This window comes from Micromonospora sp. NPDC049903, assembly GCF_044460945.1.
Lineage (GTDB): Bacteria > Actinomycetota > Actinomycetes > Mycobacteriales > Micromonosporaceae > Micromonospora.
The window spans coordinates 328,875-352,917 of record NZ_JBITKL010000004.1 but is presented as its reverse complement, the minus strand read 5'-3'; the positions used below and the strand labels follow the sequence as shown (position 1 = coordinate 352,917).

The following is a 24,043-nucleotide window of genomic DNA, read 5'->3' as shown; positions in this document are numbered from 1 at the left end:
GGGCCCTTGCTCTACCGGAGGCGTTAATAAGGTGCCCTTCCTTACCACCGAGCAGGAGTGGTGATGAGCGTCCTGGACATTCCCGAGCTGGCCCTGGTGGCGCTCGTCGGAGTCTCCGGCTCCGGCAAGTCCACGTTCGCCGGCCGGCACTTCGCGCCCAGCCAGGTGCTCTCCTCCGACGCGTTCCGGGCGATGGTCGCCGACGACGAGAACGACCAGTCGGCCTCCGCCGACGCCTTCGACGCGCTGCACTACGTGGCCGCCAAGCGACTGCGCGCCGGTCGACTCACCGTGGTCGACGCCACCAACCTCCAGCCGCACGCCCGGGCCGCCCTGGTCCGGGTCGCCAGGGAACACGACGTGCTGCCGGTGGCGATCGTGCTGGACGTGCCCGAGGCGCTGGCCTGGGAGCGTACCGAGGCGCGCAGCGACCGCACCTTCGGTCGGCAGGTGCTCGCCCGGATGTCCCGTGACTTGCGTCGCAGCTACGGCCAGTTGGCCCGGGAGGGCTTCCGCAAGGTGCACGTCCTGCGCGGGACCGACGAGATCGACCGCGCCGAGATCCGGTACGAGCGGATGTTCAACGACCGGCGGGAGCTGACCGGGCCGTTCGACATCGTCGGTGACGTGCACGGCTGTCGGGCCGAACTGGAGACGCTGCTGCTCCGGCTGGGCTGGCGACTGCACCACGACGAGGCGGGCCGCGCGGTGGACGCGACCCACCCGTCGGGGCGTACCGCCGTGTTCGTCGGTGACCTGGTGGACCGCGGCCCGGACTCGCCCGGGGTGCTCCGTCTGGTGATGGGGATGGTCGCGGCCGGGCACGCGCTCTGCGTACCCGGCAACCACGAGCAGAAGCTGCTGCGCAAGCTGCGCGGGCGCAACGTGAAGGTGGCGCACGGGCTGGCCGAGACGCTGGACCAGTTGGCGGCCGAGCCGGCCGAGTTCACCGCCGAGGTGGCCTCCTTCGTCGACGGGCTGGTCAGCCACTACCTGCTCGACGACGGCCGGCTGGTGGTCGCGCACGCCGGGCTCAAGGAGGAGTATCAGGGCCGGGCCTCCGGCCGGGTACGCGCCTTCGCGCTCTACGGCGAGACCACCGGCGAGACCGACGAGTACGGCCTGCCGGTGCGCTACCCGTGGGCTCGCGAGTACCGGGGTGCCGCCACGGTCGTCTACGGTCACACCCCCAACCCCGAGCCGGAGTGGATCAACAACACCATCTGCGTCGATACCGGGTGCGTCTTCGGCGGGCGGTTGACCGCGCTGCGCTACCCGGAGCGCGAGCTGGTCTCGGTGCCGGCGGAACGCGAGTGGTACGCGCCGGTGCGCCCGCTCGTCGCCGCCCCGTCCCGCCCGGACGCGGTGCTGGAGCTGACCGACGTGGCCGGTCGGCGGCACGTGGAGCACAAGTACGGCTCGTTGACGGTGCCGGCGGAGAACGCCGCCGCCGCGTTGGAGGTGATGAGCCGCTTCGCGGTCGACCCGCGCTGGCTGGTCTGGTTGCCGCCGACCATGGCGCCGAGCTCGACGTCCCGTCTGGACGGCTACCTGGAACACCCGACGGAGGCGTTCGCCGACTACCGGTCGGCCGGGGTGGACCGGGTGGTCTGCGAGGAGAAGCACATGGGCTCCCGCGCGGTGGTGCTGGTCTGCCGGGAGCCGGACGGTGGTCCGTTCGGGCCGGGCGGCGGGATGGTGCACACCCGCACCGGACGGCCGTTCTTCGGCGGGCCGCTGGACACCGAACTGCTCGACCGGGTCCGCGCGGCGGTGACCGCCGCCGGGCTGTGGGCGGAGTTGGAGACCGACTGGCTGTTGCTCGACTGTGAGCTGCTGCCCTGGTCGGCCAAGGCAGGTGGCCTGATCCGGGAGCAGTACGCCGGGGTGGGTGCCGCCGGCCGGGCCGCCCTGCCGGCGACACTGACCGCGGTGGACGCCGCCGCCGCGCGCGGGCTGGACGTGACCGCGCTACGCGAACGGACCGCCCGCCGCCTGGACGACGTACTCGCCTACACGTCCGCCTACCGGGCGTACGTGGGGCCGACCGACGGACTGCGCGGGGTGACGCTGGCCCCGTTCGCGGTGCTGGCCGGCGGTTCTGCCGGGTACGCCGACCGCGACCACGGTTGGCACCTGGCCCAGGCCGACCGGCTCTGCGCGGCGGACCCGGAGTTCTTCACCCCGACCCGACGCCAGGTGGTCGACCTCGGCGACGCGGACGCGGTCCAGGCCGCGACCCGCTGGTGGCTGGAGCTGACCGAGGCCGGCGGCGAGGGCATGGTGGTCAAGCCGTACGCCGGTCCGGCGGCCCGCAGCGAGCGGGGCTCGCTGCTCCAGCCGGGCATCAAGTGCCGGGGACGGGAGTACCTGCGGATCATCTACGGTCCCGGCTACACAGAGCCGGCGGAGTTGGCCGCGCTGCGCAAGCGGTCCCTGGGACGCAAACGCGGGATGGCGCTGCGGGAGCACGGGCTCGGACTGGCCGCGTTGGACGCGTTGGTCGACGGCGCTCCGCTGTGGCGTCGACACGAGTTGGTGTTCGCGATCCTGGCGTGCGAGTCCGAGCCGGTGGACCCCCGCCTCTGACGCCACCAGGGCATGGCTCGCGACCCCGGTAACCTGGGCGGCCGTGGCGGGCGCCATCCAGGCGACCGGGCGAGCGAGGCAGGAGACCGATTCTTAATGGCATTGGGCGAACGGGTAGGCCATGTCCTGCGCGGTGGGGCCATCGGCGTGGCGGAGGCCGTGCCGGGGGTCAGCGGTGGCACCATCGCGCTGGTCACCGGGGTGTACGAACGGCTGATCGTGTCCGCCGGCCACGTGGTGAACGCCGTCCGGTACGCGGCGTCGGACGTACCTCGGGGGCGTGGCTGGACGCGGTCGGGACACCAGATGCGGCAGGCCCACTGGGACGTGGTGATCCCGTTGATGATCGGGATGGTGCCCGGCCTGCTGCTCGCCGCGAAGCTGCTGGAGCCGTTACTGACCGGCTACCCCGAACACACCCGTGGCCTCTTCCTCGGCCTGGTGCTCGCCTCGGTGCTGGTGCCGGTCTCGATGGTCGGCAAGCCGTGGCGGCGACGCGAGGTGGTCGGCCTGGTGATCGCCGCGGCGGCCGCGTTCGCGCTCACCGGCCTGCCACAGGCCACTCTCGAACCACGCCCGATGATCCTGCTGATCGCGGCGGCGGTGGCGGTCTGCGCGCTGGTGATGCCCGGCGTCTCCGGATCGTTCCTGCTGCTCACCGTCGGTCTCTACGAACCGACCATCGCCGCCCTCAACGACCGGGACTGGGGCTACCTGGCGATCTTCGCCTCCGGCATGGTCATCGGCCTGTCGCTCTTCGTCAAGCTGCTCCAGTGGCTGCTGGACAAGCATCGCCGGATGACTCTCGCGGTGATGTCCGGCGCGCTGATCGGCAGCCTGCGCTCGCTGTGGCCATGGCAGTCCGAGGACCGGACCCTGCAGGCGCCCGGCGACGGCATCCTGGCCATCACCGCGCTGTTCCTGCTGGGCTTCGCCGTGGTCCTGGCCATGGTGATTGCCGAACGGCGCCGGGTGAACCGGGCCGCCCAGGCGCTCACCGAGGCGTACGAGCCGACGCAGGTGCGCTGACGTCCACCGCTTGGTGGCTGCCCGGCTGGGCGGCCACCAAGCGGTTTCGGTTCAGCGAGCCTTCTTGGTGGCCCGCTTCCGCGGCGGAGTCAGCAGGTCGGCGATCGTCGCGATCGCGCTCGGGACCAGCCGGTAGTAGGCCCACACACCGCGCTTCTCCCGCTCCAGCAAGCCGGCCTCGGTGAGGATACGCAGGTGGTGGCTGACGGTCGGCTGGGAGAGTCCGAGCGGTGCGGTCAAGTCGCACACGCACGCCTCACCCTCGGGCGCCGACTGGATCAGGCTGAGCAGCCGCAGCCGGGCGGGGTCGGCAAGGGCCTTGAGGACCCCTGCCAGCCGCTCGGCGTCGGCGCGTTCGATCGGCTCGCCGGCAAGCGGCGAGATCTGAGGCATAGTCATTTCGGCCAACGCAGTTCCCACGTATTCCATCCTTCCACCAGCAGCATCGATCCGGCTGCATATCAGCAGATCCGAATCGGCAGACTTTTACGCCACAAGGCCGAGGTCAGCCAACGTATAGGCCGCCCGATAGGGCAGTCCGGCGGCTCGCACCGCGTCGCCGGCGCCACGATCAACGATAACCGCCACCCCCACCACGTCGGCCCCGGCCTCGCGAAGGGCCTCGACGGCGGTCATCACACTTCCGCCGGTGGTGGAGGTGTCCTCCACCGCCAGCACCCGACGTCCGGTCACGTCGGGGCCTTCGATTCGGCGTTGCAATCCGTGCGCCTTGCCCGCTTTCCGCACCACGAACGCGTCCAACGGACGGCCGGTCGCGTGCAGCATCGACATGGCGATCGGATCGGCACCCAATGTCAGGCCACCGACCGCGTCGTACGACCAGTCGGCGGTCAACTCCCGCATCACCCGACCGACCAAGGGGGCCGCCCGGTTATGGAGCGTGATGCGACGCAAATCGACGTACCAGTCAGCCTCCTGCCCGGAGGAGAGCACTACCCGGCCGTGGACCACAGCCAGGTCGGAGATGAATTTACGCAGGTCGTCGTGGTCCCCCATGGCGATAGAGGGTACTGCGCAAGTCTGTGTGCCGGGTGGACGGGCCACCCCGGGCAACCCTTCCGGGGGACAGATGAGTGGCGATGTCCGACTACGCTACGTCGATCAGCGGTCCGGATCGAGTGATGTCGCGCTCGCCGCCGCCGCGCCGGTCGACGACGCGTGGCGGTCAACCGCGATCGCGGCCGATGCGCCCACGGGTGTCCCGGGCCACCCGGTCGAGCAATCCGCGTGGGGCGTGCCGCAGACCGGCGACGGCCAGTTTGTATTTCCACGATGGAACGCTGACCAACTTGCCTTTTCGCAGGTCACGCAAGGCTTCCGCGACCACGTCGGGCGCGGCGAGCCACAACCACTCGGGAGTTTTCGACATGTCGATGCCGGCTCGCTGGTGAAATTCGGTCCGCGTGTAGCCGGGACAGAGCGCCATCACACGTACGCCGAAGGGGCGGGCGGACTGGCCGACGGACTCGCTGAAGTTCGTGACCCACGCCTTGCTGGCGGAGTACGTCGATCCCGGCATGATCGCACCGAAACCAGCGACGGAAGAGACATTAATCACTGCCCCATCTCGCCGTTCGGTCATCGTACGCAGCGCAGCGAGTGTCAATCGCATCACCGCGTGCACGTTGAGCCGGAGCAGTCGGGTCTCGTCCTCAAGGCTCGACCTGAGGAACGGCTTGTTCAGACTGATCCCCGCGTTGTTGACCAGAAGCCCCACCGGCGGGGCGGCGGCGAGCCGTCGCTCCACCTCGGCGCAGCCGTCGTCGGTGGACAGGTCGGCCGGCACGGTCTCGGTCTCGACGCCGTACCGGCCGGTCAGCTCGGCGGCCTGCGCGGCGAGTCGCTCAGCGTCCCGGGCGACCAGCACCAGGTGCCATCCGTCGGAGGCGAGCCGATCAGCGAAGGCCGCTCCGATCCCTGCCGTCGCACCGGTGATCAACGCCCATCGCTCGCTGCTCGACTGGTCGGGCGTCACTGGTCTGCTCACCTCGGCGGGTACGGGGACGACGGTGGCGCCCCGGGCGGCGGATAGGTCTGGTGCGGCGCGACCGGCGGCGGAAACGCGGACGGCTGGTGGTGCACGGGTGGGTACGACGGCGGCTGGGGGTGGTGCGGGGGCACCGGGCGGCGACGGAACCAGGCGTGGGCGGACGGCATCGCCAGCAGTACGGCTACCACAAGGTAACCGAGCACCTGCGCGACCGAAAGAGTCGTGGTGATCGGAATCCACCACGACGGGTAGGCGTCCGACACCAGGGCAACGAGTTCGGCGGCGGCCTGGTCGTCGCCGAAGTCCAGGGGGGTGGCGCGTTGGACCAGGAGGGTTCCGATGCCGCAGCAACCGAGGAGCATCCCGAGCCCGGCGACCACCCAGGTGGAGACCCGGGCGGCGGGCCGACCGCCGATCAGGCCCACCGCGAGACCGGCGAGGAGCAGGGCCGCGAGCACGCTCAGCACGGCGGCCCCGACCACCACCCCCCGCAGCAGGGTCACCATCGCGTCGACCTGGGCGGAGTCGGCCGACGTACCCACGGCCGCCGCGCGGAACCGGGACACGGTGCCACCGACGAGGCTCAGGCCGGCCACGGCGTACCCGAGCGCGCCCACCGCCATCACCGCCAGCACCACCACGGCCGTCACGACCACGGCCGGCCGGCGCGGCGACGCCTGTTCGGGGTACGACACGACGAGTCCCTCCGGTAGGTGTTCGGGTTGCAACCTACTCGGAGGGACCGTCGCAGTCGCGCCTAACTCACCGGCGGTCAGTTCGGCCGGTCGGTCGGCGGCTGATCGCCGGGGTGTCCCGGACCGCCGGACTGCGGAGGCTGCGCACCAGGGCCACCGGCGGGCGGCTGACCGGGAGTGGGGGGGTAGCTCGGATCGGCCGACTGCGGCGCGGCACCCGGGTAGCCGGGCGCCTGCGGGTAACCGGGCTGGTTCGGGTAGTTGCCGCCGGGCATGGGCGGCTCCCACTGCTGGGTCGGCTTTCGGAAGAACTCGTTCGCCTTCGGCAGCGCCAGCAGGATCAGCGCGGCCAGCAGCGCGAGCAGGCTGATCACACCGAGCAGGAGACTGACCGGGGTGACCCAGCCGGGTAGTGCCTCCTCCAACCGGCGCTGGACCTCGTCGGCGCTCGGCATGTCGCCGCTGGTCTCGCCACCGGGCATGCTCATGCCGCCGGCCAGCCCGCTGAGCAGGCTGAAACCGGTGCAGCAGAGCATGATGCCGCCGACGACCCAGGTGGCGATCCGGGCACCGTTCTTTCCGCGCAGGTTCAGCAGGCCGAGGCCGAACAACGCGAGCGCCACGACGAGCAGGAAGATGGCGGTGGCGACGCCGAAGACGACGGCGACGTCGGCGAGGTTCTCCGCTCCTTCGACACTGGTGCCGCGGTACGCCTCGTCCATCACGTCACGGACCGTGCCGATCGTGGCCAGCGTGACGACCACACTGATCAGTTGGCAGATCGCGAAGAGCAACAGCAAGTAGGTGGATATCGTCACCACACCCGGCCGCTGCCGGACCGGGGTGTTCTGCGGGTCGACCATCTTTCTCCCTCCGTGGAACGCGACTCACCGTATCGGCTGCTGGCCAACCCGGCACGGCACGACGCCGTCTGGGCGGGCGCGTCGGCTCAGGAGCGGTGTACCCAGATCCGTCCTCGGTGATGTCGTCGTAGGTCGCTGTCGAGCTGAACCGGATCCGCTCTCACGAGCCGCGCCCCTGCGGGTACACGGTCACGTCGCCCGGATCCAACCGGTGGCCGAGGGCGACCTCCCAGCCCGACTCGCCGTACGCCTCGAAGGTGAGCCGCGCTCCGCCCGGTGCCCGATAGTCGTGGTAGCGCACGGTCCCGCTCGGGGCGAGTCCGGTCACACCGGTCGCGGTGTACCGGGCCTGGCCGGACTCGTGCCAGACGTACCGTCGCCCGGCGGCGTCGACCGCCGGGGCCCCGACGGTCCGCACCCTCCCCGGCTGAGGCTCCCAGAGCACCAGCTCGAACTCCGGGTTCTCGGCCACCGACAGCCGGTACCGCCCGCTGTCGTCGTCGAGCAGGTGCTCGGCCCAGCTCCACTCGCCCTCGACCAACCGGATCGATCCGCGCACCACGTACGACAGGTCACCGATCTCGACGATGTCGCCGACCTCGATGCGACGCGGATCGGTCCTCGGCCCGCCGGTGGCACGCCGGCCGGGCCCGGCCGCCGGCCGACGCCGGCCGCGCCGCCGCGCCACGACCGCGACGACGGCCAGCGCGGCCAGCAGACACCCGAGCGCGATCACCAGGTACGCCGTCACGTCGTCCACCCGTCACCTCCCCAGGTACGTCGGTGACGACGGTATCCGTGACCGGCGCGGGTGGAGTCGTCGCCGGCCGACTATCGCCCGTTCCCGCCCGAATCCGGAGCCGATCGGTCGCCCCGGTCAGCGGCGCCCGGGTCAGCGGCCGAGGGTGCGGCCTGCTCACCCGACGGCGCAGGTTGCCCGTCCGGCAACGCCGACTGCTCGCCCGGCGGGACCGGATGGCCAGTGGGCACGGGATAGCCCGGAGGCACCGGATAGCCCGGAGGCACCGGATAGCCCGGAGGCACGGGAAAGCCCGGAGGCACGGGAAAGCCTGGGGGCACCGAATAGCCCGGGGGCACGACGTCGCCGGTCGGGACGGGACCGCCGAACGGCGCGGGCTGGCCGGGCGGGACCGGGAAGCCGGGCGGCACCGGATAGCCAGGCACCGGATAGCCAGGCACCGGATAGCCGGGTGCGGGATAGCCGGGTGCGGGGTAGGGCGTCGGCAGGGGGTAGGTGGCGAGGTAGGCGTTCGGGATGTCGCCTCCAGCGGTCAGTGGCACGGCCGCCTCGGGCTTCGGCACGAACCAACGGTTGGCCGGCGGAATCGTCAACAGCAGCACGACCACCACGGTGAGGGCCAGCACCGTCAGCACACCGAGACCCGCCAGCGGGAAGAACACCATCTCGAAGGTGCGCGGCTCGCCGTACAGCACCTCGAAGAACTCCGACTCCTGCCAGAACTCGTCGTCCGGCGGTGGGGCCTCCCCGACATCCACCGCCCCGGTGGCGGCGAACGCGATGAACGGGACGAAGAAGATGCCGGCGCACGCCTGGAAGAAGCAAAGCAGCAGCTCGGCACCGCTGGCCGCGAAGACCATGACCCGGGCGACGTTGCTGCCCCGCCGTACGCCGACGGCGGTCAGCGCCATCCAGAGTCCCAGGGCCAAGGCGGGGAGGCCGAAGACCAGCGACATGCTGACGCTGCTGACCCGCTCGGCGCGTACCTCGTCGGGGTCGGCGTTCGGCACCTGGCGTGCCGCCCGGTCGATCGCGGCATCCCACTGGAACGCCTCGACGACCACCAGCGCCACGAGTCCGAAGAGGATCAGCGCGATGGTGAGCTGCAACCAGAAGGCCGCGGTGACGGTACCGGGGCGAGGCGGGCGAGGCGGAGGTACGGCGGCCGAATCCTCGGCGGTCGCAGTCATGGCACGGAGCGTAGGAGGACCGGACAAGATCCGGCAGCACCGATCGGACGGAGCCGACTGGCCGTCGGATCACGAATCGTCGAGTCGTCGGGCGGCGTACTCGCCGACCGTGGTGCGGTCCAGCACGCAACCGACGGCGGTGTCCACCTCCGCCGGGTCGGAACGCAGCCTGGTCCAGGCCGTCCGTCCGGCCGCCGGGTCGAGCTGTTCGAGCAGCGTGGCGGCGTACACCCGGGCCGCCGGGGAGCCGGTGGTGAGTAGGCGGTCGAGCTGCCCGCGTACCTCGTCGGGGTGGTCCGCCGCGATCGCCGCGACGCGCTGGTAGGCCTCGGTCTCCGGCAGCGTCGCGCCCGCGATCCCGACCCCGCCGAACGCGACGCGACCGGCCTCGGCGAGCGCCGTGACGGCGGCGGTCAGCTCCGGGTCCTTCTTGCGCCCGATCCCGAACATGTCTCCATCCTCACCCGGCCGGCCCGCCGCCGCCCGCTGAGGCGGGGCGGCGGCGGAGGTCCGACGTCGTGGGTACGGGTCAGGCGGCGCTCACCGACAGGCCGTCCTTGGCGTCGGCGAGTTCCACCCGCACCGTGTCGCCGTCCCGGATCTGGCCGGCGAGCAGCGCCTTCGCGAGCTGGTCGCCGATCGCCGACTGGACCAGTCGACGCAGCGGCCGGGCACCGTAGATCGGGTCGTACCCGTGCTCGGCGAGCCAGCCCCGCGCCGCGTCGGTGACGTCCAGCGAGAGCCGGCGGTCGGCCAGTCGCTTGCGCAGGCGGGCCAACTGGATGTCCACGATGGAGCGCAGGTCGTCGCCCTGGAGTGCGGCGAAGACCACGATGTCGTCGAGCCGGTTGAGGAACTCCGGCTTGAAGTGCGACCGGACCACCGCGAGGACGCCCTCCCGGCGCTGCTCCTCGGCGAGCGTCAGGTCGCTGATCACCGCCGACCCGAGGTTCGAGGTGAGGATCAGGATCGCGTTGCGGAAGTCGATGGTACGACCCTGGCCGTCGGTGAGCCGGCCGTCGTCGAGTACCTGGAGCAGGATGTCGAAGACGTCCGGGTGGGCCTTCTCCACCTCGTCGAGCAGGATCACCGAGTACGGCCGGCGACGCACCGCCTCGGTGAGCTGGCCGCCCTCCTCGTAGCCGACGTAGCCGGGCGGAGCGCCGACCAGACGGGCCACCGAGTGCTTCTCGCCGTACTCGCTCATGTCGATGCGGACCATCGCCCGCTCGTCGTCGAAGAGGAACTCGGCGAGCGCCTTGGCCAGCTCGGTCTTGCCCACACCCGTCGGGCCGAGGAAGAGGAAGCTGCCGGTGGGGCGGTCCGGGTCGGCGACACCGGCACGGGCCCGGCGTACCGCGTCGGAGACCGCGCCGACCGCCTCGGGCTGGCCGACGACACGCTCGCGCAGCGACTCCTCCATCCGGAGCAGCTTGGCGGTCTCCCCCTCCAGCAGTCGACCGGCGGGGATGCCGGTCCAGGAGGCGACGACCGCGGCGATGTCGTCCGCGCCGACCTCCTCCTTGAGCATCGCGCCTGCGGACTGCAACCGGGCCAGTTCCTCCTCGGCCTTCGTCAGCTCGGCCTGGAGGGAAGGGATGCGCCCGTAACGCAGCTCGGCGGCGCGTTCCAGCTCGCCGTCACGCTCGGCCCGCTCGGCCTCGCCACCCAACCGCTCCAACTCCTCCTTGGCGGTGGAGAGCTTGGTGATGTGGCTCTTCTCCAGGTGCCAGCGCTCGGAGAGCACGGTGAGCTGCTCACGCTTGTCGGCCAGCTCCTTGCGCAGCCGTTCCAGGCGCTCGGCGGATGCGGCGTCCGGCTCCTTGGCCAGCGCCATCTCCTCGATCTCCAGCCGGCGGACCGCCCGCTCGATCTCGTCCACCTCGACCGGCCGCGAGTCGATCTCCATTCGGAGCCGGGACGCGGACTCGTCGACCAGGTCGATCGCCTTGTCCGGCAGGAAGCGGTCGGTGATGTACCGGTCGGAGAGCGCGGCGGCGGCGACCAGGGCGGCGTCGGTGATGCGTACGCCGTGGTGGACCTCGTAGCGCTCCTTGAGCCCGCGCAGGATGCCGATGGTGTCCTCGACGGTGGGCTCACCGACCAGCACCGGCTGGAAGCGCCGCTCCAGGGCCGGGTCCTTCTCGATGTGCTCGCGGTACTCGTCCAGCGTGGTCGCGCCGACCATGCGCAGCTCGCCCCGGGCCAGCATCGGCTTGAGCATGTTGCCGGCGTCCATCGAGCCCTCGCCCTTGCCCGCGCCGACCACCGTGTGCAGCTCGTCGAGGAACGTGATGACCTGCCCGTCGGAGTTCTTGATCTCCTCCAGGACGGACTTGAGGCGCTCCTCGAACTGGCCCCGGTACTGCGCACCGGCGACCATCGCGCCGAGGTCGAGCGAGACGAGCTTCTTGTCCCGCAGCGACTCGGGTACGTCACCGGCGACGATCCGCTGGGCCAGGCCCTCGACGATGGCGGTCTTGCCGACACCGGGTTCGCCGATCAGCACCGGGTTGTTCTTGGTACGCCGGGACAGCACCTGGATCACCCGGCGGATCTCGGAGTCCCGTCCGATCACCGGGTCGATCTTGCCGTCCCGCGCGCTCGCGGTCAGGTCGACGCCGTACTTGGCCAGCGCCTGGTAGGTCTGCTCCGGGTCGGCCGTGGTGACCCGACGGTCCCCGCCGCGCACGGTCGGGAACGCGGCGACCAGGGTCTCCTCGGTGGCACCGGCGGACTTGAGCGCACCGGAGACGGCGCCGCCGACCCGGGCCAGCCCGGCCAGCAGGTGCTCGGTGGAGGTGTACTCGTCGCCGAGCGGCCGGGCGATCTGCTCGGCAGCCCCGATGGCGTTGACGAACTCGCGGGCCAGGGTGGGCTCCGCGATGCTGGAGCCGCGCGCGGCGGGCAGCGCGTCGACCGCCCGCTGGGCGGCCCGGCGCAGCTCGGCGGGGTCGGCCCCGACGGCGCGCAGCAGGCCGGCAGCGGTCGAGCCCTCGGTGTCCAGCAGCGACAGCAGCAGGTGCCACGGCTCCACGGTGGCGTGGCCGCGCTGGTTGGCCAGGGCGACGGCACCGGTGATGGTCTCGCGGCTCTTGGTGGTGAGGCGTTCGGTGTTCATGGGCTCCCCTGGATCGGTGTGTCCACTGGTACCGACAGAACCAGAGTTGAGCCCATTCCGCTCAACCCTGGAGGTGTGACATCCACCACTCCTCCGGGCGGTGGACATCGGGCGCTGCTCACGTCCGGAACCTCCGCCGCTGGTCAACGTGGGCCGGGAGCCCTGTCGAGCTGAAGTCTGTGCCGTCAACGTGGCAGTCGGGTCGCACAGGGGCTCCGATGGTCCGTGTGCAGGACGCAGCGCCGCCCACCATCGAGCGGACGGTCGCAGAAGACCCAGTGCCGGACGTGCTGCTCGTCCTCGGCGGAGACGGTGATGCCGCCCAGTTCGATCGGCGCGACGAATCGCAGTGCGCGCCCGGCCACCCGGGCGAGGATTCTGGCACGGTTCAGGTCGGCGGCGGCGACCGGCAAGTGGATCACGAACCGCCCGGTCACGACAGGTGCTTCGCACGAGCCAACTGCGACTGCCAGTCGCGTAGCGCCAGCCGAAACCGATCGGCCTCACCCCGACTGTCGGCCAGCGCCGCGTACAGCGCATCCAGGTCGTTCGCGACCCGGTCGAGGAACGCGGCGACCTCGGCCGGGTCCGCACCGCGCCGGCGCATCGTGAAGGTGCGGGTCCGCACCTGCCCCGACCGCAACGGAAGGTACGCGTCCGAGCGGTAGGTCCCACCCCTTGGACGACTCGTCGACGCTCCGACGCCGACCCGATGCGTCGGCTGACGCCCCGCCCCGACGCAGGAACGGTCGCAGCAACGTCCTCAGCACGTGACCTCGCCTCTCCACGGTGCCCGAGATTTGGATGGGCGGCCCGGCCCGGCACCGTCGATCGACCGGACCGCCCCGCCCTACCACCGCAGCCCAATTCGGCAGTACGACAGCAGGGCCCGCGAGCAGGCCGCCTGCGTGATCGAATGGGCATGCCATCCGGGGAGTGTGTATGCCCAAGCAGCAGTACCAGGTGCTCGCAGACGAACTGCGTAGCAAGATCGAATCAGGCGAGTGGTCGCCCGGCACGAAGCTGCCGAGCAGAGCCCAGCTCTGCAAGGAGTACGGCGTCTCGGACACCGTGGTCGGCAAGGCCATGATGATCCTGCGCGCGACTGGTCTCACCGAGACGCTGGAGGGTGTCGGCGTCTTCGTGGCCGACAAACAGTAGGTCCTGGGACGGGATGCCCTTGGAGGGATCGGCGCCTACCAGGAGTTGTTGCCATGCACCGAGTTTCCGACCGCCAGCGCATCGCGCAGGACATCCGAGACAAGATCCGCTCTGGGGACTACCCGCCCGGAGCCAAGTTGCCGTCCCTGCGTGAGATGACCGCGCACTACGGCGTCTCGGCAGAACCAGTGCGGTCCGCCCTCCTGATTCTGCAGGCCGAGGGCCTGATCGAAGGCCACCAGGGCAAGGGCACCTACGTCCGAAAGCCATCCGAGTAGGACCCGAGCGGTTCCTCGACGCGGGTCACTCCGTCTCGATGATCACTGCTTTCCAAGTGCGGTCGCCGGCATGGCCGGTGCCGAGCAGGACGGACTGTGGCCCAGTGGCGACGAGAGTGTTGTCGGGGAGCATCCGCAGGTGATGTTCGTCGGTCAGCGGCCAGGGCAGATCGACGTACCCGCTGCCGATCAGCGCACCGGCGCCCCGTGGACCGACGACCGCAGCCACTCCGAAACCCAACGGGACGACCTGCCCCGTCTCCGGGTGCCCTTCGTCAGGCATCCTCTCCCAGGCGGGACCATGCCGCCACACCGCCGGAAACCCGGTGCGATCGGGACGTTCACCGACCAGCCACAGCTCACTCTGTGCGCGCACCACTCGGAGCACACCCACCGCACCGTCGAACTCCACCGGGGTCGGCCGCCAACTCCGTCCCTCGTCAACGGAGATCGCGACGTACGGCCGGCCGTCATCGTCGGCTCCGGCTGCCACCAACGGCCCTGAGCTTTCCTTACTGCTGAACTGCCAGTCAGTTTCCACCACCGATTGCACCACGGGCAGCTTCGGCTGGACAGGCAGCGGGCGGAGTGTGCGTCCCGTCCAGCGGCCCACCTTTCCCGAACTCTCGATGAGCTGGAAGCGTCCCTGGGCCGCCTGCCATGCCCGGGGCGGTGCCTCGCCCGGAGTGCGCCGGAAGGTGTCCCCGCGATCGGTGGACGTCCACCATCCCACCTGCGGGGCGTACAGGGCCAGGATGCCTTCGGCGGTGTAGAGCTGCTGGACGTCGCCGTCCCGCTGCGGGGTGGTATCCGGCTGTGGGTGGCGCAGTTGCTGCCAGGAGCGGCCGCCGTCCCGGGTCGACCAGAGCAGGGCCGGGCAGTCCGAAGCGGGCGTCTGGTCGTCGCAGGCGGCGAAGAGGGCATATCCGTTCTCGGCGTCGACGAACTCGACGAACGGCGGCGCGTACCGCTGCGGCACGGCCAGGCGGGTGGTGCGGGTCTCCGCGACCGGCGTGGTGGTCGGCGCGGGGGTGGCCGTGACCTGCGGTGGTTCGGGGGCCGGGGCGCTGCGCCGGATGTCCCCGATCGAGCATCCCGCGAGCAGCGTGAACAGCGGGAGAACTGCCAGGCAACGAGTTCGTCGGGCGGTCATGCGGCCTCCGTCGCGAGAGTAGCCTGAGCCCGTGCGAGCACGCGTCGAGCAGACCGCTCAACCGAGCACCAGCGTACGCCACGACATGATGACGGAATTCGGCCACCCGCTGGGGGCACTCTCCCACCGGGACGTCCTCGGCGCGTCCCGGTCGTCCGCCGTGCGCTCACCGGTCGGCTGAGCCCCGGATGCACGACTTCACCAACCTGCTCATCCAGGTCGGCGCGCTGCTGTTCCTGCTCGGGTTGCTCGGTCGGCTCGGCCGGCGGATCGGGCTCTCGCCGATCCCGCTCTACCTGTTGGCCGGTCTGGTCCTCGGCCACGGCGGCGTGCTGGAGCTGCACGCCAGCGAGGACTTCTTCGCGATCGGCGCGGAGATCGGCGTGATCCTGCTGCTGCTGATGCTCGGCCTGGAGTACTCGGCCGACGAGCTGGTCGGCAACCTACGTTCGGCCGCACCGGCAGGGGTGCTCGACGCGGTGCTCAACGCGCTGCCGGGTGCGGCGTTCGCGCTGCTGCTCGGCTGGGGCTGGGTGGCCGCGGTGGTGCTCGGCGGGATCACCTGGATCTCGTCCTCCGGGGTGATCGCCAAGATCCTGTCGGACCTGGGTCGGCTCGGTAACCGGGAGACGCCGGTGGTCCTGTCGGTGCTGGTGGTCGAGGACCTCGCGATGGCGTTCTACCTGCCTCTGGTGACCGCGCTGCTGGCCGGGGTCGGGCTGGTCAAGGGTGGGGTCGCGCTCGGCGTCGCGGTGCTGACGGTGGTCGTCGTGCTGGTGGTGGCGCTCCGGTACGGGAATCTCGTCTCCCGGGCCATGTCCGCCGACCACCCCGAGTCGCTGCTGCTGGGCGTGCTCGGGCTGACCCTGCTGGTCGCCGGGGTCGCCGCGAAGCTCCAGGTGTCGGCGGCGGTCGGCGCCTTCCTGGTCGGCATCGCGCTCTCCGGGCCGGTGGCCCATCACGCCACCGAGTTGCTGACGCCGTTGCGCGACCTGTTCGCCGCCGTCTTCTTCGTCTTCTTCGGGCTCGCCACCGACCCCCGGCACATTCCGCCGGTGCTGCTGCCCGCAGTCCTGCTCGCCCTGGTCACCATCGCTACCAAGACGCTGACCGGCTACCTGGCCGCGAGGCGGGTCGGCATCACCGAACCGGGACGCTGGCGGGCCGGGTTGACCCTGGTGCCCCGAGGGGAGTTCTCCATCGTCATCGCCGGCCTCGCGGTGAGCGCCGGCACCGTTTCGCCGAAACTGGCCGCTTTGGCCGCCACGTACGTATTGATCACGGTGGTGACCGGTCCGGTGCTGGCCCGACTGCCCGATGCCGCCTGGTTCAAGCGCTGGTCGCGGCGGCGGGCGGCGACGCAGCAAGCCGGGGCGGCAACGCCGGATCGACCATGACCGGTAACGACGCCTTGACTGAAAGTGATCGCAGGCCGTGCGGGCCACCCCGGCCAGGCAACCGATGCCGAATTGCTTTCCGTAGGGGCTACCCGTACTCACGGGTACCGCGTTACCGTTTCGCCCCAGCAGCCGGGGTTCGCGGGGGGCGGACGCCTCGGCGCCGACGCGAACGGAAGGTTGGCCGGTGAGCGTGCAGGAATCAACGTTCCACGGCTTCGCCAACCCCGTCGACCCGAGTCCGGCGGAGTTGCGATCGTGGGCGTACCAGCCCGACTCGGTGCCGTTGACGTCCATGCCACCCGACTGGGACCTGCTGGTCTCCGGCGACCGGCTGGTGATGACGCTGTTCGACCTGGCGATGGACGCGCACTGCCCGGCCCGCCGGTTCGCGCTGCACTGCCTCTACATCTATGCCGCCGACGGGATCCGGACGAACTTCCGGGCACACCCGAAGCGACGCTTCCGCAAGCTGGTCGACCAGGCCGAGCGCAACGGCGACGAGATGATGCGCACCTGGGCGCACAACAGCCGGGTGCTGCTGTCCCGGCCGGAACTGTTCGTGTATCGCGAGTGGTGCGAAGGTGGGTTGGTGCGCGAGGGTCGGCGGCTTTAGGTGGTTGCTGTGGGGGGGTGTGGCCCTACCGTGCCCGGCTCCGGGCGGTCAGGCTTGATCCCTGCGCCGGGCACGGTAGGGCCACACCCGGCGGACGTGCCGTCGCCTGCCGGCCTCGGGAGGGTTGACGTCTGTCGGGGGGCCGGGCGGGGGTGCCGCTTGCGGTAGGCGAAGTGCCGTTACGTGCGGTGGGACGGGGACGGGCCGGGAACCCCCGTGGCTCCCGGCCCGTACGTCTGTGGGTTTCAGCGGGGTGGGCCGCCGTGTTCTCGGCGGTGCTGGTCGGTCCGTACCCGGCCGGCGCCGTGACCGGCACGGCTCTGGCTTGGGCCGACGGACCGGTCGCCCGACGGGGCAGGGCCGGTGGACCGGCCGCCCTGGCCGCTGAAACGACCACTGCGGACCTGGTCGGCGAACCGCCCCTTGGTGATCCGGTCGAATCGCCGTTGGACGTTCTCGGACAACCTGTCGAGCCGATGTTCCGCCTGCTCGGCCACCTTCTTCGCCGCGTCCGTCATGGCTCCCCCCGCCAGCGCCGAAGTCTGGATTGAGTTGTTTGGACCTGATTTCAGGGTAACGGAGACGGGCTGGGGACGGGGTGGATTCGGCCGGGCCGTGCACACGATCCCGCCCCGAGCGCGGACACGAGACGGCCCCGGCGCGGTTGTCACCGCACCGGGGCCGGATATCGATCGTCAGCGGCCGGGGCTGCGTCGGGGACGCCAGACCACCAGGGCCGTGGAGGTCTGGTTGGTCGGCACCAGGTCACGCCCGGGAAAGCGGGCCAGCGACTCCAGCTCGGCGATCCGGCGGTACGCGGCCTCCAGCTCGGCCTCCAGGTGGGCGACCCGCTGCTGGGCCTGCTCGAACAGCCGCTCCAGGCCGATGATCCGCTTGATCCCGGCCAGGTTGACGCCGTCGTCCTGGCTGAGCCGCTGCACCTCGCGCAGCAGGACCACGTCCCGCACGCTGTAGCGACGACCGCCGCCGGCCGCCCGGCCGGCCTGCACCAGGCCCAGCCGGTCGTACTGTCGCAACGTCTGCGGGTGCATCCCCGCCATCCGCGCCGCGACCGAGATCATCAGCACCTTGGCCTCGTAGGTGGGGTCATCCGAACCGACGAACCCGTCCATCCCGTTCACCTCCGCACCGCTTCACCGATCATCCGCTCCGACGCACCCGCGCGTCGAGATGTTCCCGCGCCGCCGGCGGGGTCTGCTCGGCGAACGTCTCCAGGGCCGCGCGTGCCTCGTCGGAGACCCGGGCCGGCACCACCACGTCGAGCGTGACGAGCAGGTCCCCGGTCTGGCCGTCCCGACGGCTGACCCCCTTGCCCCGGGCCCGCAGGATCCGCCCGCTCGGCGTACCCGCCGGCACCCGCAGGGTCACCGCGCCGTCGAGCGTCGGCACCCGCAGGTCGGTGCCGAGCACCGCCTCGGTGAAGGTGATCGGCACGGTCAGCGTCAGGTCGTCACCGGAGCGCCCGAACAGCTCGTCCGGCCGCACCTTGACGTGCACGAACAGGTCTCCCGCCGGGCCGCCGCGCTCGCCCGGCTCGCCCCGGCCCGCCAGCCGGATCCGCTGTCCGTCGGCCACTCCGGCCGGGAAACGGACGTTGAGCGTACGGGCCTTGGTGACGCCGCCCGTGCCCTGGCACTCCGGGCACTTCTCGTCGACCACGGTCCCGGCGCCCTGACAGTTGCGGCAGGGCTCGGCGAGGCTGAACGCACCCTGGTTGCGGTGGTTCACCCCGGCACCGTGGCAGACCTGGCAGGTCCTCGGCACCGTGCCCGGCTTCGCACCGTTGCCGTGGCAGGTGTCGCAGACCCCCGGTGCCCGCAACGTCAGCGGCAGGGTCACCCCCCGGACCGCGTCGTCGAAGTCGAGCGCCACCTCGGTCTCGATGTCGCGTCCCCGGGCCGGGCCGGTAGCGCCTGCACCACCCGCGCCGCCCGAGAAGATCGAGCTGAACAGGTCCGAGATGCCGCCACCGGCGAACCGGCCACCGCCGGCCGACTGCGCGTTGCCGAACAGGTCGGAGACGTCGAACGGCATGCCGCCGGGCTGGCCACCCGGGCGTGCACCGCGCCGGAACGCGCCCGAGCCGAACAGCGAGCGCATCTCGTCGTACTCGCGGCGTTTGGCGTCGTCACCGAGCACCGCGTACGCCTCGGAGACCGACTTGAAGCGCTCCTCGGCCTTGGGGTCACCGGGGTTGTGGTCCGGGTGCGACTCGCGGGCGAGCTTGCGGTACACCTTCTTGATCTCGTCAGCGGAGGCGGTCTTCGCCACGCCCAGGACCGCGTAGTAGTCCTTCTCGATCCAGTCCTTGGAACTCAACCGTCCACCTCCTCCCCACCTCCGGCTCCGGGCCGTCCCGCCCGCCGGAGTTCGTCGGGTGGAACGGCCCGGTCACCGTCGTGCACTATTCCGGGTCGGCGACCGCGACCATCGCGGGCCGCAACAGCCGCTCACCGATCTGGTAGCCCCGACGCATCACCTGCACGCAGGTGGGCTCGGTGACGTCGGCCGAGGTCTGGTGCGCCACGGCCTCGTGCAGCGTCGGGTCGAACGGGTCGCCCTGCTCCCCGAACGGGGTCAGCCCGAACTTGCCCAGCGCGGTGGTGAGTTGCTCGGCCACCGAACCGAACGGACCGACCAGGTCGCCGTGTTCCCGGGCCCGGTCCAGGTCGTCCAGGATCGGCAGCAGCGCGGCCAGCACCGAGCCGGTCGCCTGCTCGGTGACCAGACCACGGTCCCGCTCGACCCGCTTGCGGTAGTTGGCGTACTCGGCGGTCACCCGTTGCAGGTCCCGAGTGCGCTCCTCCAGGTCGGCGCGGAGCGCCTCCACCTCGGCACCGAGCCCGCGACCGGCTGCCTCGGACGGCTGCCCGACCGGCTTGGCCGGGGAGTCCACCACGGGCGGGCCCTCGGTGGTCGGCTCGCTCAGCGCCTCGGCCTCGACCTCGATCGCGTCGACCACCACCTCGGCGTCCTCGACCAGTCCCTCGGCCGAAACGTCGGAGCCGGCGTCAGCCGCCGTCCCCTCCGACTCGCGGGTCTGGTTGATCTTGCGGTTGTTGCGGATGACGACGCGCGGCGTCTCGCCGGCGGTCGGCTCGGACGCCGAGCCACCCGGCGCCGACCCGGTGTCGCCCGGGTCAGCGGCTCGTGGCTTCTCCGTCATACGACTACCTCATCCCTTTGCCCGTGCAGATCGCCTCGACCAGGACCGTCACTTCTTGTCCTCGTCCACGATCTCCGCGTCGACCACATCGTCCTGGCCGGGCCGTGCACCGCCGGCCGGACCGCCGGTGGCACCGGCCGCACCGGCACCGGCAGCACCGGCCGCGCCGGCCGCGCCGGCCGCGCCGCCCGCCTCGCCGCCCGGAGCCTGCTCGGCCTGCTGCGCGTAGAGCAGCGAGCCCGCCTCCTGCGAGACCTGCGCCAACCGCTCGTGTGCCGACTTGATCTTATCGATGTCGCTGCCACCGAGTGCGCCGCGCAGCTCACCGAGCGCCTCGTTCAGCTTGTCGCGGTTCTCGGCGGGCAGCTTGTCGCCGTTCTCGGCGAGGAACTTCTCGGTCTGCCACTGGAGGGCCTCGGCGACGTTGCGGCTCTCGGCCTCGTCGCGACGACGCTTGTCCTCCTCGGCGTGCTCCTCGGCGTCCCGGCGCATCCGCTCGATGTCATCCTTCGGCAGCGAGGAGCCGCCGGTGATGGTCATCTTCTGCTCCTTGCCGGTGCCCAGGTCCTTCGCGTGCACGTTGACGATGCCGTTGGCGTCGATGTCGAAGGTGACCTCGATCTGCGGCACGCCACGCGGGGCCGGCGGGAGACCGGTCAGCTCGAAGGTGCCGAGCTTCTTGTTGTACGCGGCGATCTCGCGCTCACCCTGGAAGACCTGGATCAGCACCGACGGCTGGTTGTCGTCGGCGGTGGTGAACACCTCGGACCGCTTGGTCGGGATGGTGGTGTTGCGCTCGATCAGCTTGGTGAAGATGCCGCCCTTGGTCTCGATGCCCAGGCTCAGCGGGGTCACGTCGAGCAGCAGGACGTCCTTGACCTCGCCCTTGAGCACACCGGCCTGGAGGGCGGCGCCGACGGCGACGACCTCGTCCGGGTTGACGCCCTTGTTCGGGTCGCGGCCGGTGAGCTGCTTCACCAGCTCGGTCACGGCCGGCATCCGGGTCGAGCCACCGACCAGGATCACGTGCTCGACGTCCGAGACCTTGATCCCGGCGTCCTTGACCGCCTGCTCGAACGGGCCCTTGCAGCGGTCCAGCAGGTCCTGCGTCATCCGCTGGAACTCGGCGCGGCTGAGCGTCACGTCCAGGTGCAGCGGGCCGGCGGAGCCAGCGGTGATGTACGGCAGGTTGATGTTGCTGGTGGTGGCGGCGGACAGCTCGATCTTGGCCTTCTCGGCGGCCTCCTTGAGCCGCTGGAGCGCCATCTTGTCCTGCGACAGGTCGATGCCGTGCTCGCCCCGGAAGGTCTTCACCAGGTGGTCGATGATGCGCTGGTCCCAGTCGTCACCGCCGAGCAGGTTGTCACCGCTGGTCGACTTGACCTCGATGACGCCCTCGGCCAGCTCCAGCAGCGACACGTCGAAGGTGCCGCCACCAAGGTCGAAGACCAGGACGGTCTGCTCCTTGGAGCCCTTGTCCAGGCCGTACGCCAGGGCGGCCGCGGTCGGCTCGTTCACGATCCGCAGCACGTTGAAGCCGGCGATCTCGCCGGCCTCCTTGGTGGCCTGACGCTGGCCGTCGTTGAAGTACGCCGGGACGGTGATCACCGCGTCGGTGATCTGCTCGCCCAGGTACGCCTCGGCGTCCCGCTTGAGCTTCATCAGCGTCCGGGCCGAGATCTCCTGCGGGGTGTACTTCTTGCCGTCGATGTCGACGGACCAGTTGGTGCCGATCTCCCGCTTGACCGAGCGGATCGTCCGGTCCGGGTTCGTCACCGCCTGGCGCTTGGCCACCTCGCCGACGAGCACCTCGCCGTTGCGGGCGAACGCGACGATCGACGGGGTCGTCCGCGAGCCCTCGGCATTGGCGATGACGGTGGGCTCACCGCCCTCCAGGACGCTGACGCAGGAGTTCGTCGTGCCGAGGTCGATACCGACCGCACGTGCCATCTTCGCTTCCTCGCTTCGTAACGTTGTGCAGGTGACGGGCCCCCCGTCGCCCTGACCGGCGGCGCCGCCCACAGCGACCCCACCTCAAGTTGAGTGAACTTGACTCAATAGTGCCACGCCTCCCGGAATCGTCAAGTCAAGGTTGAGTCGGGTTGGCGCAAGTCACCGTTCGATACCGACTGGTTGTCTTACCTTGTGTCGGTCGGGCACGCTTTAGCGGTGACGACGAACGGCGATTCCGCCTCACCTTTCGGCACGCCCGCCGTCGCAGCCCGCACCGGCTCCACCGGCGGGGAGGACCGGCCCGCGGCATTCGGGGACGACGCCCTGCCCGACGCGCTGACCAGCCTGCGGGCCGCGATCGGAGCGGCGCGTTTCCCGCTGGTCCTGCCCTCGGCGGAGCCTGCCGGCCGGACCGCCGCCGCTCTCGCCGACCAGCTCGACGACTACCTGATACCCCGGCTCTCCCGCCTCGACGCGCCGCTGCTGGTGGTGGTCGGCGGATCGACCGGCGCCGGCAAGTCGACCCTGGTGAACAGCCTGGTCCAGGCGCGGGTCAGCGCCGCCGGGGTGCTGCGGCCGACCACCCGCTCGCCGGTCCTGGTCTGCAATCCGGCCGACTCGCCCTGGTTCCGTCGCGGGGAACTCCTCCCCGGGCTGACCCGCACGAACCAGCCCAGCGACGACCCCCGCTCGCTGCATCTGGTCACCGCCCCGGCCCTGGCCCCCGGGCTGGCGTTCCTGGACGCCCCCGACATCGACTCGGTGGTCGACGCCAACCGCGCGCTGGCCAACCAACTGCTCGCCGCCGCCGACCTCTGGCTCTTCGTCACCACCGCCGCCCGGTACGCCGACGCCGTGCCCTGGGAGCTGCTACACGGGGCGCGGTCCCGGGGCGCGGTCATCGCGCTGGTGCTCGACCGGGTGCCCGCCGAGGCCACCGACGAGGTCGCCGCCCATCTCGCCGAGATGCTGGCAGAGCAGGACCTCGGCGCGGCACCGCTGTTCGTCCTGCCGGAGACCTGGGTCGACGGCCAGGGGCTGCTGCCGGACCGGGTCACCGCGCCGCTGGCGGACTGGTTCGCCCGGCTGGCCGCCGACGCGGACGCCCGCGCGGCGGTGGTCCGGCAGACCTTGGGTGGCGCGCTGGCCGCGCTGGCGCCGTCGGTCGAGAGTCTGGCCGTCGCCGCCGACGAGCAGGTGACCGCCGCCGACGCCCTGGACGAACGGGTGCTGGCCGCCTACCGGGCCGCGAACCGGATGGTCGAGCAGGGCCTGCGCGACGGGCGGCTGCTCCGGGGCGAGGTGCTGGCCCGGTGGCAGGAGTTCATCGGCACCAGCGACTTCTTCCGCAGCCTGGAGGCGCGGATCGGGCGGCTGCGCGACCGCCTCACGGCGACGTTCAGCCGACGCCCGGCTCCCGCCGTGGAGTTGCGCGACGCCATCGAGTCCCAGTTGACGACGTTGCTGCGGGGCGTGGCGGCCGAGGCGGCCGAGCACGCGCACACCGGGTGGAAGGCGCATCCGGCGGGTGCCGCACTGCTCACGCCGGATCTGGCACACCACTCGGCCGACCTGCCCGAGCGGGCCGAGCGGCTGGTCCGGGACTGGCAACGCGGGGTGCTGGAGCTGGTCCGGGCCGAGGGTGGTGACCGGCGTTTCGTGGCCCGCACGGCGGCGTACGCGGTCAACGCCACCGGGCTGGCCGTCATGATCGCGGTGTTCGCCTCGACGGCGTTCATCCCGACCGGCCTGGAGGTCGCCACCGGGGCCGGCACCACCGTCGCCGGCCAGGCCGTACTTCAGGCGATCTTCGGTGACCAGGCCGTGCGTACGCTGGCCGCGAAGGCTCGGGAGGACCTGCTGGACCGGGTACGCGCGCTGCTCGACGAGGAGGCCGCCCGGTATCTGGGCCGGACCGACCAGGCCCGGCCGGCGGCCCGGCACGCGACGGCGCTGCGCGAGGCGGCCACCCAGGTGGAGGCGGCCCGGACGCGCAGCGGTTTCGCCACGGACGATCGCAGTGGGGCGGCGGCGTGATGG

25 protein-coding genes are annotated in these 24,043 nt (G+C 71.3%); 8 read left to right on the top strand and 17 right to left on the bottom strand.

Translation table 11 applies throughout. The annotated features are described in order from the left end of the window. Positions 1-63: 63 nt before the first annotated feature. Together ACIBO1_RS11275 and ACIBO1_RS11270 are read left to right on the top strand one after the other, a co-directional pair. Positions 64-2,589 carry a polynucleotide kinase-phosphatase gene (locus ACIBO1_RS11275; RefSeq protein ID WP_396744116.1) on the top strand — a complete coding sequence of 842 codons (2,526 nt, stop codon included), beginning with the start codon at positions 64-66 and terminating at the stop codon, positions 2,587-2,589. Positions 2,590-2,685: 96 nt separating this feature from the next. Continuing rightward, positions 2,686-3,618 (top strand): DUF368 domain-containing protein, encoded by a 933-nt coding sequence (locus tag ACIBO1_RS11270; RefSeq protein ID WP_396744113.1) that lies wholly within the window; start codon positions 2,686-2,688, stop codon positions 3,616-3,618. A 51-nt stretch (positions 3,619-3,669) separates the two neighbouring features. On the opposite strand, the gene ACIBO1_RS11265 is transcribed toward ACIBO1_RS11270, so the two are convergent. The 11 genes from ACIBO1_RS11265 to ACIBO1_RS11215 all read right to left on the bottom strand — a co-directional run bounded on the left by ACIBO1_RS11265 (position 3,670) and on the right by ACIBO1_RS11215 (position 12,901). Continuing rightward, the gene (locus ACIBO1_RS11265) at positions 3,670-4,047 is read right to left on the bottom strand and encodes a helix-turn-helix transcriptional regulator (protein ID WP_007454255.1); all 378 of its coding nucleotides are present in this window, start codon (positions 4,045-4,047) and stop codon (positions 3,670-3,672) included. A 57-nt stretch (positions 4,048-4,104) separates the two neighbouring features. After that, positions 4,105-4,635 (bottom strand): orotate phosphoribosyltransferase, encoded by a 531-nt coding sequence (locus tag ACIBO1_RS11260; RefSeq protein ID WP_131055681.1) that lies wholly within the window; start codon positions 4,633-4,635, stop codon positions 4,105-4,107. A gap of 169 nt (positions 4,636-4,804) precedes the next feature. Beyond that, positions 4,805-5,614, bottom strand: a complete 810-nt coding sequence (locus ACIBO1_RS11255) for an SDR family NAD(P)-dependent oxidoreductase (RefSeq protein ID WP_396744191.1) — start codon at positions 5,612-5,614, stop codon at positions 4,805-4,807. Between the two features lie 8 nt (positions 5,615-5,622). Then, positions 5,623-6,324, bottom strand: a complete 702-nt coding sequence (locus ACIBO1_RS11250; protein WP_396744110.1) for a hypothetical protein — start codon at positions 6,322-6,324, stop codon at positions 5,623-5,625. 77 nt (positions 6,325-6,401) lie between these two features. Further along, positions 6,402-7,187 (bottom strand): hypothetical protein, encoded by a 786-nt coding sequence (locus ACIBO1_RS11245; protein ID WP_396744107.1) that lies wholly within the window; start codon positions 7,185-7,187, stop codon positions 6,402-6,404. 160 nt (positions 7,188-7,347) lie between these two features. Beyond that, positions 7,348-7,947, bottom strand: coding sequence for a DUF4178 domain-containing protein (locus tag ACIBO1_RS11240; protein WP_396744104.1), 600 nt, complete (start codon positions 7,945-7,947; stop codon positions 7,348-7,350). Positions 7,948-8,018: 71 nt separating this feature from the next. After that, on the bottom strand, positions 8,019-9,137 hold the full coding sequence (locus ACIBO1_RS11235; protein WP_396744101.1) for a hypothetical protein: 1,119 nt from the start codon (positions 9,135-9,137) through the stop codon (positions 8,019-8,021). Positions 9,138-9,206: 69 nt separating this feature from the next. Continuing rightward, the gene (locus ACIBO1_RS11230) at positions 9,207-9,587 is read right to left on the bottom strand and encodes a hypothetical protein (RefSeq protein WP_396744098.1); all 381 of its coding nucleotides are present in this window, start codon (positions 9,585-9,587) and stop codon (positions 9,207-9,209) included. A 79-nt stretch (positions 9,588-9,666) separates the two neighbouring features. Next, on the bottom strand, positions 9,667-12,258 hold the full coding sequence (gene clpB, locus ACIBO1_RS11225; protein WP_396744095.1) for an ATP-dependent chaperone ClpB: 2,592 nt from the start codon (positions 12,256-12,258) through the stop codon (positions 9,667-9,669). Between the two features lie 185 nt (positions 12,259-12,443). Continuing rightward, a complete protein-coding gene (locus ACIBO1_RS11220) occupies positions 12,444-12,695 on the bottom strand; it encodes a hypothetical protein (RefSeq protein WP_396744092.1) in 252 nt (83 codons plus the stop codon). Next, on the bottom strand, positions 12,692-12,901 hold the full coding sequence (locus ACIBO1_RS11215; RefSeq protein ID WP_396744090.1) for a DivIVA domain-containing protein: 210 nt from the start codon (positions 12,899-12,901) through the stop codon (positions 12,692-12,694). Before ACIBO1_RS11215 ends, ACIBO1_RS11220 begins: the two co-directional genes overlap by 4 nt. 299 nt (positions 12,902-13,200) lie before the next feature. On the opposite strand from ACIBO1_RS11215, the gene ACIBO1_RS11210 reads away from it, so the two are divergent. Continuing rightward, a complete protein-coding gene (locus ACIBO1_RS11210) occupies positions 13,201-13,419 on the top strand; it encodes a winged helix-turn-helix domain-containing protein (protein WP_396744086.1) in 219 nt (72 codons plus the stop codon). Between the two features lie 53 nt (positions 13,420-13,472). Beyond that, on the top strand, positions 13,473-13,697 hold the full coding sequence (locus ACIBO1_RS11205; protein ID WP_396744083.1) for a winged helix-turn-helix domain-containing protein: 225 nt from the start codon (positions 13,473-13,475) through the stop codon (positions 13,695-13,697). 25 nt (positions 13,698-13,722) lie between these two features. Here ACIBO1_RS11205 and ACIBO1_RS11200 read toward each other — a convergent pair whose 3' ends face one another. After that, positions 13,723-14,850, bottom strand: coding sequence for a hypothetical protein (locus ACIBO1_RS11200; protein ID WP_396744080.1), 1,128 nt, complete (start codon positions 14,848-14,850; stop codon positions 13,723-13,725). A gap of 31 nt (positions 14,851-14,881) precedes the next feature. Here ACIBO1_RS11200 and ACIBO1_RS11195 point away from each other — a divergent pair, with 31 nt between their 5' ends. From ACIBO1_RS11195 to ACIBO1_RS11185, 3 genes are all read left to right on the top strand, one after another. Next, entirely contained in the window at positions 14,882-15,031 is a 150-nt protein-coding gene (locus tag ACIBO1_RS11195) for a hypothetical protein (protein ID WP_396744077.1), read from the top strand. Between the two features lie 7 nt (positions 15,032-15,038). Continuing rightward, positions 15,039-16,247, top strand: a complete 1,209-nt coding sequence (locus ACIBO1_RS11190) for a cation:proton antiporter (RefSeq protein WP_396744073.1) — start codon at positions 15,039-15,041, stop codon at positions 16,245-16,247. A gap of 187 nt (positions 16,248-16,434) precedes the next feature. Beyond that, positions 16,435-16,863 (top strand): hypothetical protein, encoded by a 429-nt coding sequence (locus ACIBO1_RS11185; protein ID WP_350697627.1) that lies wholly within the window; start codon positions 16,435-16,437, stop codon positions 16,861-16,863. 245 nt (positions 16,864-17,108) lie between these two features. Here the strand turns inward: ACIBO1_RS11185 and ACIBO1_RS11180 are convergent, their stop codons facing one another. From ACIBO1_RS11180 to dnaK, 5 genes are all read right to left on the bottom strand, one after another. Beyond that, positions 17,109-17,381, bottom strand: a complete 273-nt coding sequence (locus ACIBO1_RS11180; RefSeq protein ID WP_396744070.1) for a hypothetical protein — start codon at positions 17,379-17,381, stop codon at positions 17,109-17,111. 177 nt (positions 17,382-17,558) lie between these two features. After that, positions 17,559-17,996: a heat shock protein transcriptional repressor HspR gene (locus ACIBO1_RS11175; RefSeq protein ID WP_350697629.1), complete on the bottom strand. Its 438-nt coding sequence runs from the start codon at positions 17,994-17,996 to the stop codon at positions 17,559-17,561. Between the two features lie 28 nt (positions 17,997-18,024). Continuing rightward, a complete protein-coding gene (dnaJ, locus tag ACIBO1_RS11170) occupies positions 18,025-19,203 on the bottom strand; it encodes a molecular chaperone DnaJ (RefSeq protein ID WP_396744066.1) in 1,179 nt (392 codons plus the stop codon). A gap of 85 nt (positions 19,204-19,288) precedes the next feature. After that, complete coding sequence (gene grpE / locus ACIBO1_RS11165; RefSeq protein ID WP_396744064.1) at positions 19,289-20,050, bottom strand: nucleotide exchange factor GrpE; 762 nt, start codon at positions 20,048-20,050, stop codon at positions 19,289-19,291. Between the two features lie 48 nt (positions 20,051-20,098). Then, on the bottom strand, positions 20,099-22,000 hold the full coding sequence (dnaK, locus tag ACIBO1_RS11160) for a molecular chaperone DnaK (protein WP_396744061.1): 1,902 nt from the start codon (positions 21,998-22,000) through the stop codon (positions 20,099-20,101). A gap of 219 nt (positions 22,001-22,219) precedes the next feature. Between dnaK and ACIBO1_RS11155 the strand changes: the two genes are divergently transcribed. Continuing rightward, positions 22,220-24,040 (top strand): ABC transporter, encoded by a 1,821-nt coding sequence (locus ACIBO1_RS11155; RefSeq protein ID WP_396744058.1) that lies wholly within the window; start codon positions 22,220-22,222, stop codon positions 24,038-24,040. The last annotated feature ends 3 nt before the right edge of the window (positions 24,041-24,043 follow it).

What these genes read in the sequence shown, in the direction of transcription:
- ACIBO1_RS11260 (WP_131055681.1), bottom strand. Translation starts at nt 4,635, where the DNA reads ATGGGGGACCACGACGACCTGCGTAAATTCATCTCCGACCTGGCTGTG.
- ACIBO1_RS11245 (WP_396744107.1), bottom strand. Translation starts at nt 7,187, where the DNA reads ATGGTCGACCCGCAGAACACCCCGGTCCGGCAGCGGCCGGGTGTGGTG.
- ACIBO1_RS11270 (WP_396744113.1), top strand. Translation starts at nt 2,686, where the DNA reads ATGGCATTGGGCGAACGGGTAGGCCATGTCCTGCGCGGTGGGGCCATC.
- ACIBO1_RS11275 (WP_396744116.1), top strand. Translation starts at nt 64, where the DNA reads ATGAGCGTCCTGGACATTCCCGAGCTGGCCCTGGTGGCGCTCGTCGGA.
- grpE (WP_396744064.1), bottom strand. Translation starts at nt 20,050, where the DNA reads ATGACGGAGAAGCCACGAGCCGCTGACCCGGGCGACACCGGGTCGGCG.
- dnaK (WP_396744061.1), bottom strand. Translation starts at nt 22,000, where the DNA reads ATGGCACGTGCGGTCGGTATCGACCTCGGCACGACGAACTCCTGCGTC.
- ACIBO1_RS11205 (WP_396744083.1), top strand. Translation starts at nt 13,473, where the DNA reads ATGCACCGAGTTTCCGACCGCCAGCGCATCGCGCAGGACATCCGAGAC.
- ACIBO1_RS11175 (WP_350697629.1), bottom strand. Translation starts at nt 17,996, where the DNA reads ATGGACGGGTTCGTCGGTTCGGATGACCCCACCTACGAGGCCAAGGTG.
- ACIBO1_RS11235 (WP_396744101.1), bottom strand. Translation starts at nt 9,137, where the DNA reads ATGACTGCGACCGCCGAGGATTCGGCCGCCGTACCTCCGCCTCGCCCG.
- ACIBO1_RS11265 (WP_007454255.1), bottom strand. Translation starts at nt 4,047, where the DNA reads ATGGAATACGTGGGAACTGCGTTGGCCGAAATGACTATGCCTCAGATC.
- clpB (WP_396744095.1), bottom strand. Translation starts at nt 12,258, where the DNA reads ATGAACACCGAACGCCTCACCACCAAGAGCCGCGAGACCATCACCGGT.
- ACIBO1_RS11230 (WP_396744098.1), bottom strand. Translation starts at nt 9,587, where the DNA reads ATGTTCGGGATCGGGCGCAAGAAGGACCCGGAGCTGACCGCCGCCGTC.
- ACIBO1_RS11200 (WP_396744080.1), bottom strand. Translation starts at nt 14,850, where the DNA reads ATGACCGCCCGACGAACTCGTTGCCTGGCAGTTCTCCCGCTGTTCACG.
- ACIBO1_RS11190 (WP_396744073.1), top strand. Translation starts at nt 15,039, where the DNA reads ATGCACGACTTCACCAACCTGCTCATCCAGGTCGGCGCGCTGCTGTTC.
- ACIBO1_RS11180 (WP_396744070.1), bottom strand. Translation starts at nt 17,381, where the DNA reads ATGACGGACGCGGCGAAGAAGGTGGCCGAGCAGGCGGAACATCGGCTC.
- ACIBO1_RS11210 (WP_396744086.1), top strand. Translation starts at nt 13,201, where the DNA reads ATGCCCAAGCAGCAGTACCAGGTGCTCGCAGACGAACTGCGTAGCAAG.